This window comes from Pseudonocardia sp. NPDC049154 (assembly GCF_040648315.1).
In the GTDB taxonomy this organism is placed as follows: Bacteria; Actinomycetota; Actinomycetes; order Mycobacteriales; family Pseudonocardiaceae; genus Pseudonocardia.
In genome coordinates, this window is record NZ_JBEZDN010000197.1 from 1 (window position 1) to 10142 (window position 10142).

The 10142-nt window shown below is 73.9% G+C and carries 9 protein-coding genes; 5 read left to right on the plus strand and 4 right to left on the minus strand.

What is annotated here, in order from left to right:
• Window positions 1–324: pyridoxal-phosphate dependent enzyme (locus AB0B41_RS41445; RefSeq protein ID WP_358212520.1), on the plus strand; the 324-nt coding region annotated here is incomplete at its 5' end.
• Here AB0B41_RS41445 and AB0B41_RS41450 read toward each other — a convergent pair.
• The 4 genes from AB0B41_RS41450 to AB0B41_RS41465 all read right to left on the minus strand — a co-directional run bounded on the left by AB0B41_RS41450 (window position 291) and on the right by AB0B41_RS41465 (window position 4962).
• On the minus strand, window positions 291–611 hold the full coding sequence (locus AB0B41_RS41450; protein WP_345380731.1) for a YbjQ family protein: 321 nt from the start codon (window positions 609–611) through the stop codon (window positions 291–293). The two genes, AB0B41_RS41445 and AB0B41_RS41450, sit on opposite strands and share 34 nt — an antisense overlap.
• Window positions 612–800: 189 nt before the next feature.
• Complete coding sequence (locus AB0B41_RS41455; protein ID WP_358212521.1) at window positions 801–2216, minus strand: amidase; 1416 nt, start codon at window positions 2214–2216, stop codon at window positions 801–803.
• 39 nt (window positions 2217–2255) lie between these two features.
• On the minus strand, window positions 2256–3590 hold the full coding sequence (locus AB0B41_RS41460) for an MFS transporter (protein ID WP_358212522.1): 1335 nt from the start codon (window positions 3588–3590) through the stop codon (window positions 2256–2258).
• A gap of 100 nt (window positions 3591–3690) precedes the next feature.
• Window positions 3691–4962 carry a M18 family aminopeptidase gene (locus AB0B41_RS41465; protein WP_358212523.1) on the minus strand — a complete coding sequence of 424 codons (1272 nt, stop codon included), beginning with the start codon at window positions 4960–4962 and terminating at the stop codon, window positions 3691–3693.
• An 18-nt stretch (window positions 4963–4980) separates the two neighbouring features.
• On the opposite strand from AB0B41_RS41465, the gene mftG reads away from it, so the two are divergent.
• From mftG to AB0B41_RS41485, 4 genes are all read left to right on the plus strand, one after another.
• On the plus strand, window positions 4981–6453 hold the full coding sequence (mftG, locus tag AB0B41_RS41470) for a mycofactocin system GMC family oxidoreductase MftG (RefSeq protein ID WP_358212524.1): 1473 nt from the start codon (window positions 4981–4983) through the stop codon (window positions 6451–6453).
• Between the two features lie 77 nt (window positions 6454–6530).
• Window positions 6531–6902: a hypothetical protein gene (locus AB0B41_RS41475; protein ID WP_358212525.1), complete on the plus strand. Its 372-nt coding sequence runs from the start codon at window positions 6531–6533 to the stop codon at window positions 6900–6902.
• 47 nt (window positions 6903–6949) lie between these two features.
• Entirely contained in the window at window positions 6950–8968 is a 2019-nt protein-coding gene (locus AB0B41_RS41480; protein WP_358212526.1) for a M3 family metallopeptidase, read from the plus strand.
• Window positions 8969–9036: 68 nt separating this feature from the next.
• A complete protein-coding gene (locus AB0B41_RS41485; protein WP_358212527.1) occupies window positions 9037–10014 on the plus strand; it encodes an MsnO8 family LLM class oxidoreductase in 978 nt (325 codons plus the stop codon).
• The last annotated feature ends 128 nt before the right edge of the window (window positions 10015–10142 follow it).

Here is a 10142-nt window from a genome sequence, read left to right on the forward strand (position 1 = left end):
CCCCGCACGATCGCCGAGGGCACGGCGATCGCGCGGCCGGTGCGGGACCGCGAGGTGCTCGCGGCCGTGCGCGCCTCCGGCGGCGCGATGGTGGCCGTGCCGGAGGCGGAGATCGGCCCGGCGACCCTGGAGCTCGCCCGCCGCGGCCTCTACGCCGAGCCGACGAGCGCGCAGGTCGTCCCCGCGGTCCGGGCGTTCCGGGACCGCGGCGCGCTGTACCCCGGCGAGCGGGTGGTCGCCGTGCTGACCGGCTCGGGGCTCAAGGCCGCCGACGCCGTCGGGGAGCTGCTTCAGGCGGGTTCGACCGAGCAGGCCGTGCCGTAGGCGCACACCTCGGACCAGGTGTCGCCCATCTCCGTGGTGTCGAAGCGCATCGCGACCACGGCGTTGGCCCCGTGCGCCTCGGCGGCCCGGGTGAGCCGGTCGATCGCCTCCTCGCGGCTGGCCTCGAGGTTCTTCGTCATGCCCTTGAGCTCGCCGCCGGCGAGCGACTTGAAGGCCGCGCCGAGCTGGGAACCGACGTTGCGCGAGCGCACCGTGAGCCCGAAGACCTCGCCGTGGACCTGCGTGATCCGGTGCCCCGGAACGTCGTTCATGGTGGTGATCAGCATGGTGTCCCCCCGTGGATCGGAGGGTCACCTTAGCGCCCGCATCCTCAATGTTGTGTACGCACATTTCCCACCTGGTGCCGGCTCCAGCTCGGGTTCATGCTGGTCACGAGCTCGAAGCCACCGCGTCAGGGGGAGCTGACGCGAATCCCGCCGCCCCCGGCGCCCTCTGGGTGCCGGGGGCGACGCACGTCAGGCGACCAGCGGGGGCCGGCGCTCGCCGACCCGCGTGGCCTGCTCGAAGGCGTGGGCGACCTGCAGCAGGCCCGCCTCCCCGCGGTGCGCGCCGACCAGCTGCAACCCGACCGGCAGCCCGTCGGGGGTGAAGCCGGCGGGTACCGAGATCGCCGGGTGGCCGAAGGCCGAGATCAGGTAGGCCGAGCGCATCCAGTCGAGGTAGGAGCCCTGGGCGACGCCCGCGATCTCGGTCGGGTACTCCATCTCGACCGGGAACGGGGGCACCTGCGAGACCGGCAGCGCGAGCAGGTCGTACCGCTCGTAGAACTTCCGCATCCGCTGGAACAGGGCGGAGTGCAGGATCTCGGCGCGGGCCACGTCCGCGCCGGTGAGCCGCCGCCCCTCCTCGATGTTGCCGACGAGCGTCGCCTTCATCCGGTCCCGGTGCCGGGCCACCAGCGGGCCCATCGACACGGCGAAGCTCCAGGCCCGCAGTGTGCGGAACACCTCGTCCGCCCCGCGCAGGTCCGGGTCGGCGCGCTGCACCGTGGCGCCGAGCTCCTCGAAGACCCGGACCTGCGGCTCGAGCGCCGCGGTCACGGCCGCGTCGACCGGGATCGAGCCGCCCAGGTCGGGCGACCACGCCACCCGCAGCCCGGTGAGGTCGCGCTCCAGCGGTGCGTCGAACACCGATCCCGGCTGCTCGATGGAGATGGGGCAGCGCGGGTCCGGCCCGGCCATGACCGACAGCAGCAGCGCGACGTCCGAGACGGTCCGCGCCATCGGCCCCTGCACGCTCATCGTCGAGTAGGCCAGCTCGGTGGGGTGCGACGGCACGCGGCCGGGCGCCGGCCGCAGCCCGACGACGTTGCAGAACGAGGCCGGGTTGCGCAGCGAGCCACCCATGTCGCTGCCGTCGGCCAGCGGGTGCATGCCGGTGGCCAGGGCCGCGGCGGCGCCCCCGGAGCTGCCTCCCGCGCTGCGGCTCAGGTCGTACGGATTGCGGGTGGCCCCGAAGAGCGGGTTGAACGTGTGCGAGCCGACCGCGAACTCCGGCACGTTGGTCTTGCCCAGCGTGATCGCACCGGCGGCCCGGATCCGCTCGATCACGAGCTCGTCCTCCGCCGGCACGTCGTCGGCCAGGATCGGCGAACCCTTCGTGGTGCGGATCCCGGCCGTGGCGTGTGTGTCCTTGTGCGCCATCGGGAGGCCGTGCAGCGGCCCGACCGGCTCGCCCGCCGCGAGCCGCTCGTCGGCCGCCGCGGCCTCGGCGAGGGCACGCTCCGCGACGAGGGTGACGACGGCGTTGACCGCCCCGTTGCAGGACCCGATCCGGTCGAGATGGGCCCCGACGAGCTCGCGCGCCGAGATCTCCTTGCGGCGCAGCGCCGCCGCCATGCCGCGGGCGGTCTCGAAGCAGACGTCCGTCACGATCACCGACCGTAGCCCGGCGGTCCGGTTCGCCCGGTCCTACCCCTGTGTGACGGCGGCCTGCACCGACCGCTCGTCGGTCAGCGTGCGCCTCGGCATCACCAGCAGCGCGATCATCGCGATGACGCAGCAGATGACGATGTACCAGGAGATCCCCGTACTGGAGCCGGTGTTCTTGAGGATGTACGCGGCGATCAGCGGGGCGGGGCCGCCGGCGATCACCGAGGCGAGCTGGTAGCCCAGGCCCGCACCGCTGTAGCGGATGTTGGTGCCGAAGCTCTCCGCGATGAGCGCGGCCTGCGGCCCGTACTGCATGTCGTGGAAGATCAGCGAGAGGACGATCGCCAGCAGCACCAGGACGCCGACCCGGGTGTTCAGCAGCCCGAAGTACGGGAAGGCGAACAACGCGGTGCACACGATGCCGATGCCGTACATCGTCCGCCGTCCGATCCGGTCCGACAGCCAGCCGAAGAAGGGCACGCTGACCAGGCCGATCGCGGCGGCGACGAGCGTGGCGTTGAGCAGCGAACCCCGGGCCAGCTGCAGCTGCTGGGTGCCGTAGCTGAGCACGAACGTGATGAACAGGTAGAAGGGCGCCTGCTCGGAGAGCCGCACGAAGGCCGAGCTGAGGATCTCCCGCCACTGGGTGCGGAAGGCGTCGACGATCGGCATCTTCACCACGGTCTGCTTCGCCTTGACCGCGGCGAACTCCGGGCTCTCCAGGACCCGGAGCCGGACGTACAGCCCGACGCCGACGAGCACCACGCTCGCCAGGAACGGCACCCGCCAGCCCCAGGTGAGGAAGCCCGGGCCGGTGGTCGAGGACATCAGCTGCACCAGACCGGTGGAGAGGAGCAGGCCGAGCGGGACGCCGAGCTGCGGCCAGCTGGCCATGAACCCGCGCTGCTTGGCGTGGCCCCACTCCATGGCGAGCAGCACCGACCCGCCCCACTCGCCGCCGACCGCCACGCCCTGCACGATCCGCAGGAGCGTCAGCAGGAGGGGTGCGGCGATGCCGATCGCGGCGTACGTCGGCAGCACGCCGATCAGCGCCGTCGCGATCCCCATCAGCAGCAACGTGATGATGAGCGTGGACTTGCGGCCGATGCGGTCGCCGTAGTGGCCGAAGATGGCCGCACCGATCGGCCTCGCCGCGAACCCGGCGAACTGGGTCCCGAAGGCGAGCAGGACCCCGACGTACGGGTCCTCACCGGGGAAGAAGAGCTTCGGGAAGACGAGCGCGGCCGCCGTCCCGTAGAGGAAGAAGTCGTACCACTCGATGGTCGTGCCGACGGTCGAGGCGACCACCGCCCGCCGCCGCTGGGACCGTTGGATCGCCTCGTCGTCGCGAGAACCGTCGATCGTGCCGGCCATGGTCTGCTCCCCGTCGTCGTCGTCGCGGATAGACGGCCCGACGGTGACCCGCGGTAGGTGCGGCGTCAAACGGAAGCGTGACAGGAGTTCCGTACGCCCGTTATGACGGATCCGCCAGGAAGGCCGCGCCCGCCGCGGCGAGGTGCCCGGGGTCGTCGACGCCGCACAGCTCGCGCGCCGAGTGCATGGACAGCACCGGGATGCCGACGTCGACGGTCCGGATCCCGAGCCGGGTCGCCACGATCGGCCCCACCGTGGTCCCGCAGGGCACGGTGTTCTTCCCGACGAAGAACTGGGTGGGGACGCCGGCCCCGCGGCAGGCCCGCTGCCAGGCGGCGGCGCCCGGGGCGTCCGTGGCGTACCGCTGGTTGGCGTTGACCTTGAGCGTCGGCCCGCCGTTGGGGATGCTGCGGTGCCCCGGGTCGTGTCGCTCCAGGTAGTTGGGGTGGGCCGCGTGGGTGACGTCCACCGAGAGGCAGCGCGAGGCCGCGAACGCGCGCGCCCGGGCGTCGAACCCGCCGGCGAGCCGGGTCAGCAGGGTCTCGAGCAGCGGGCCCGCCGCGCCCGTGGCCGTGCCGCTGCCGATCTCCTCGTGGTCGAAGCCGACGAACACCGGGATCACGCCGGTGTGGGAGCGCGACGCCGCGAGCAGCGCGGCCAGCCCGGCGTGCACCGACGCCAGGTTGTCCAGCCGCGGGCAGGCGAGCAGCTCGCCCTCGCGGCCGAGCCGGGCGGGCGGGGTGACGTCGTGGACCACGAGGTCGTGCGCCGCGACCTGCCGCGGGTCGATCCCGACCTCGGCGGCGAGGAACTCGACGAGGTCGCCCTCCCGGACGTCGCCGATGCCCCAGACCGGCAGCAGGTGCTGCTGGGCGTCGAGGGTGAGGCCCTGGTTGACCTGCCGGTCCAGGTGGATCGCCAGCTGCGGCACGCGCAGCAGCGGCCGGTCGACGTTCACCGGGACCACGGTCCCGTCGAACAGCGCGAGGCGGCCGGCGAGCCCGAGGTCGCGGTCCAGCCAGGAGTTCCACAGCGCGCCGCCGTAGACCTCGACGGCGACCTGCCGCCAGCCCGCGGCCCCGGTGTCCGGGCGCGGCTTCACCTTCAGCGTGGGGGAGTCGGTGTGGGCGGCGAAGATCCGCAGCGGCGTGCCCGGCCGCGCGCCGTCGCCCACGTGCCAGGCCAGCAGCGTGCCGTCGCGCACCAGGAAGCGTCCGCCGGGCGAGGCGTCCCAGTCGTCCGTCTCGACCTGCTCGGTGAAGCCCGACTCGCGCAACCGGCGGACGGACTCGGCCACGGCGTGGTACGGGGTGGGGGAGGCGGAGACGAAGTCGGCGAGGTCGCGCGCGGCACTGCTGTCCCGGGGGCTCACGTGCGGCATCCTCGCACCGTGACCGACCCCGGGTACGACGTGGTGGTGGTCGGCGCGGGCTCGGCCGGGTGCGCGCTGGCCGGCCGGCTCGCCGAGCGCGGCGACCGCTCCGTCTGCCTGGTCGAGGCCGGTCCTGCCTCCCGGCTGCCGGACGTCACCAGCGCCGCCTCACTCGCCGCCACCGCGCCCGGACACCCGCTGAACTGGGAGTACACCGCCCGGCTGGTGCGCGGCCGGATGGTCTCGGTGCCGCGCGGGCGCGTGGTCGGCGGCTCGTCGGCGATCAACGGGTCGTACTTCGTGCGGGCCGTGCCGCAGGACTTCGCCGACTGGGCGGTCCCCGGCTGGTCCTTCGACGACGCCCTCCCGTACTACCGGCGCTCGGAGGCCGACCTCGACGTCGACGGGCCGCGGCACGGCACGGCCGGCCCGCTGCGGGTGCGCCGGCCGGCCGGACGGCTGCTGGCCCCGGTCACGCCGGTCTTCCTCGCGGCCTGCTCCACGCTGGGCTATCCCGAGGAGCCGGACAAGAACGCGGGCGGGCCGCCCGGGGCGGGGCCCATCCCGTCGAACGCGGCGGAGGGTGTCCGGATCAGCACCGCGACCGCGTACCTCCCGCCGCCCTGGGGAGCGGCACCGGAGGCGCCGACGCTGACCGTGCGGCCGGACGTCCGGGCCCTGCGGGTGCTGCTCGCGGGCGACCGTGCCCTCGGCGTCGAGACGACGGCGGGGGCGATCCGGGCCGGTGAGGTCGTGCTGGCGGCCGGGGCCGTCGGCTCGCCGCACCTGCTGCTGCACAGCGGGATCGGGCCGGCGCCGGTGCTGCAGCAGGCCGGCGTCCCGATGCGCGCGGAGCTGCCCGTCGGGCAGGGGTGGTCCGACCATCCCAGCGTCTACCTGCCCTTCCGGTGGCCGGGCCCGCCGCCGCACCCCGACGCCGTCGCCGGGCAGGCGGCGCTCAACCTCGACTCGGGCTCCGACCCGGCCGGCGACCTGGAGGTCCTGCTGTTCGCGCGGCCGTTCGGCGAGGGCGGCGACGTGCACCTCATGTGCGCCCTGCAGCGCCCCGAGAGCCACGGCGACCTCACGATCACCTCCGCCGACCCGCTCGCCCCGCCGCTGCTCGACTACCGCTACCTGCGCACCGAGGCCGATCGACGACGGCTGCGCGCCGCCGTCCGGATCGCGGCGGACCTGCTGCGTGTCGCCGGCCTGGACCGCGCCGCGCCCGAGGGCTGGGTGCTGGGCAACGACGTGCGGCTCGACGGCTGGATCCGGGACGTCCTGACCACCTCGGTGCACCTCTGCGGCAGCGCCGCCCTCGGCCGCGTGGTCGATCCCGACCTGCGCGTGCAGGGGTTCGGGAACCTGCGGGTCGCGGACACCTCGGTGCTGCCGGCCGTGCCGCGCCGCGGGCCCGCCGCGACCGCGGTGATGGTCGGCGAGCGGGCGGCGGACCTGCTGGCGGGGTCGGTACGCACAAGTACGTAGTGCCCGCACGGGCCGGTGCGCGTATTCCGAGTGGGCGTCCCGCCGTGGGGGCGGGGCCGACCCCGAGGAGGACACCGATGTCGGAGAAGGGCAGGACGAACATCGTCGTCATGTGGACGGTCGGCCCGGACGACGTGGCCGAGGGCGACCGCATCTTCGCCAGCCACGCGGAGTTCATGACCGGGCACCCGCGGGAGGGCGAGGAGGCGCTGCTCTCCTACACGATCTCGACGGGACCCGAGCTGGCCGACCCGGTCGACCCGAACTCGTCGCCGACCGGGAACACGGTCTTCGTCCTCCACGAGATCTACCAGGGCCCGGCCGGCGTGCCGGAGCACTGGCGGCTGGCGATCCAGGACTGGGTGGACCTCCCGGCCTTCATGGAGTGGAGCAAGCGGAACAAGGTCTCCACCCTGCACGACGGCGTGGTGGTCCAGTCGCTCTGGTGACCGCCGGGCGTGCACTCCGGCGCCCCGGCCCGGGCTAGCGTGAGGGGATGGCGAACCCCTTCCTCGCGCCCAGCGAGCTGCCCTACGGCCTCCCGGACTTCGCGGCGATCACCGACGAGGACTACCTGCCGGCGTTCGAGGCGGGGATGGCGGAGCAGCGTGCCGAGGTGGACACGATCCTGGACTCCGGCCCGCCGACCTTCGCCAACACGATCGAGGCCCTCGAACTCTCCGGCCGCACGCTCGACCGGGTCTCGCGGGTGTTCTTCAGCCGCGCGGGGGCGCACACGACCCCGAGGATCGAGGAGGTGCGGGCCGCTGTCGCGCCGATGCTCGCCGCGCACGCCGACGCGATCGCCCTGGACCCGCGGCTGTTCGCGCGGATCGCGGAGCTGCACGGGAAGGGCGAGGAGCTGGGCCTCGACCCGGAGTCGCTGCGGCTGCTCGAGCGCCACCACCGGGACGCGGTCCGGGCCGGGGCGGAGCTGGGCGAGGCCGACAAGGAGCGGCTCAGCGCGATCAACGCCGAGCTGTCCTCGCTGTCCACGACGTTCAGCGGGCGGCTGCTCGCCGGGGCCAACGCGGCGGCGGTGCACGTCCACGACCCCGCGAAGCTCGACGGGATGTCGCCGGGCGCGATCTCGGCCGCGGCGGCCGCGGCGAAGGACCGCGGGCACGGCAGCGGCTTCCTGATCACCCTCGTGCTGCCGACCGGGCAGCCCGTGCTCGAGTCGCTCACCGACCGGGAGCTCCGGCGCGAGATCTTCGAGGCGTCGATCGGGCGCGGTGCGCGGGGCGACGAGAACGACACCCGGGACGTCGTCCTGCGGCTCGCGGCGCTGCGCGCGGAGCGGGCGCGCCTGCTGGGCTTCCCGAGCCACGCCGCCTACGTGATCGACGACAACACCGCCGGCTCGGTCGACGCCGTCGCCACCATGCTGGCCGACCTCACCCCGCCCGCGATGCGCAACGCCGACGCGGAGGCCGCCGACCTCGCCGCGCTCGCCGGGCACGTGCTCGAGCCGTGGGACTGGGCGTTCTACGCCGAGCGGGTGCGCCGGGAGCGCTACGAGGTCGACGCGGCGCTCCTGCGCCCGTACCTGGAGCTGGAGCGGGTGCTGCAGCACGGCGTGTTCCACGCGGCCGAGGAGCTGTACGGGATCCAGTTCCACGAGCGCCACGACCTGCCGACCTACCACCCGGACGTCCGGTACTGGGAGGTCTTCGACGCCGACGGCACCCCGCTCGGCCTCTACGGCGGCGACTACTACGCCCGCGAGTCCAAGCGCGGCGGCGCGTGGATGAACGCGCTGGTCCCGCAGGCCGGGCTGCTCGGCACCCGGCCCGTCGTGATGAACACGCTGAACATCGCCAAGCCGGCCGAGGGCGAGCCCACCCTGCTGACCATCGACGAGGTGCGCACCCTCTTCCACGAGTTCGGGCACGCGCTGCACGGGCTGTTCTCGGCCGTCCGGTACCCGACCTTCTCCGGGACGTCCGTGCCGCGGGACTTCGTCGAGTTCCCGTCGCAGGTCAACGAGATGTGGCTGGAGCGCCCGGAGATCCTCGACCGGTACGCCCGGCACCACGAGACCGGCGAGCCGCTGCCGCCGGAGCTGCTGGGGAAGCTACTGGCGAGCCGGGCCTACGGCGAGGGCTACCGGACCACGGAGTACCTGGCCGCCTCGCTGCTGGACCAGGCCTGGCACACGCTCAGCGTCGACGACACCGTCGAGGACGTCCTTGCCTTCGAGGCCGAGGCGCTGCGCAAGGCCGGTATCGCGCACCCGCTCGTGCCGCCGCGCTACCGCAGCACCTACTTCAACCACGTCTTCGCCGGCGGGTACTCGGCCGGCTACTACTCCTACCTCTGGTCCGAGGTCCTCGACGCGGACACCGTCGAGTGGTTCGCCGAGAACGGCGGGCTCCGCCGGGAGAACGGCGACCACTTCCGCCGGGAGCTGCTGTCCAAGGGCGGCAGCGTCGACGCCATGGAGGCCTACCGCGCCTTCCGCGGCCGCGACCCCGAGATCCGCCCGCTCCTGGAGCGCCGCAACCTCCTGTGAGTGCCTACTGCCCCTAGAGCGGCAGTCCGCCCTCACGACCGTCCTTGACGTGCGGAAATGCGCGGTCGGTGCCCGCCGTTGCACGGGACGTGCGCCTGTCCCTGCTCGATCGGTCCCGGACCCGCGCGGGCGAGCCGGACTCGGCGGCGCTGTGGCACACGATCCGGCGTGCGAAGCGGGCGGAGGAGCTCGGCTACCACCGTTTCTGGGTGGCCGAGCACCACGCCGTCCCCGGCATCGGCTCGGGGGCGCCGACCGTGCTCATGGCCGCCGTCGCGGCCGCCACCGAGCGGATCCGCGTGGGGTCGGGCGGGGTGATGCTGCCCAACCACCAGCCGCTCGTCGTCGCCGAGCAGATCGGGGTGCTCGCCGCCCTGCATCCGGGCCGGGTCGACCTCGGCGTCGGACGCTCGCTCGGCTTCACCGCACCCGTCCGCCGGGCCCTGCGGACCGACGGGACCGACACGTTTCGCGAGGACCTCGACGAGCTCCGGGCCTACCTCGACGGCACCGCACCCGTCACCGTCCGTCCGCGGCTCGACGCGCCCGTCCCGCTGTTCGTGCTGGCCACGGGCAAGGGGCTGGCGGTGGCCGGGGACCTGGGGCTGCCCGTCGTCGTCGGCGGCCCGGTGCTCGACGACACTCCGGCCGGTGGCGAGGCGCTCGCCGACTACCGCGATCGGGCGGGCGACCGCGCCTACCTCGTCGTGTCGCTCGACGTCCTGGTCGGGGACCCCGATCTCGCCCTTCCCGAGGCCTGGGCGCTCGCTGCCGCCCGCACCACCGGGGAGTTCCCGCCGCTGGAGCCGCCCGATCCGACCCGCCCGCTGAGCGGACGGCAGCGCGCGACCGTGGACGCGGCCCTTCGCCGCACGATCGTCGGCGACGAGGAGACCGTCGCGGCCCGGCTCGACGCACTCGTCGCCCGCACCGGCGCCGACGAGCTGCTGGTCAGCTCGTCCACCTTCGATCGCTCCGCCCTCGCCGAGTCCGACGCCCGGCTCGCGGCCCTGCTCACCGGAACCGTAGGTCACCGGGGGTCGTGAGTGGCAACTGACCCTCTAGGTGTAGCGACCCATCACGTTGTTGACAGGTCGTCCGGCGTGGCGGCTTGATCGAGGGGAGGGCCTCCGGGAGGAGTGGGTGGGTCTGACGCACCGACTCACCACCGAGG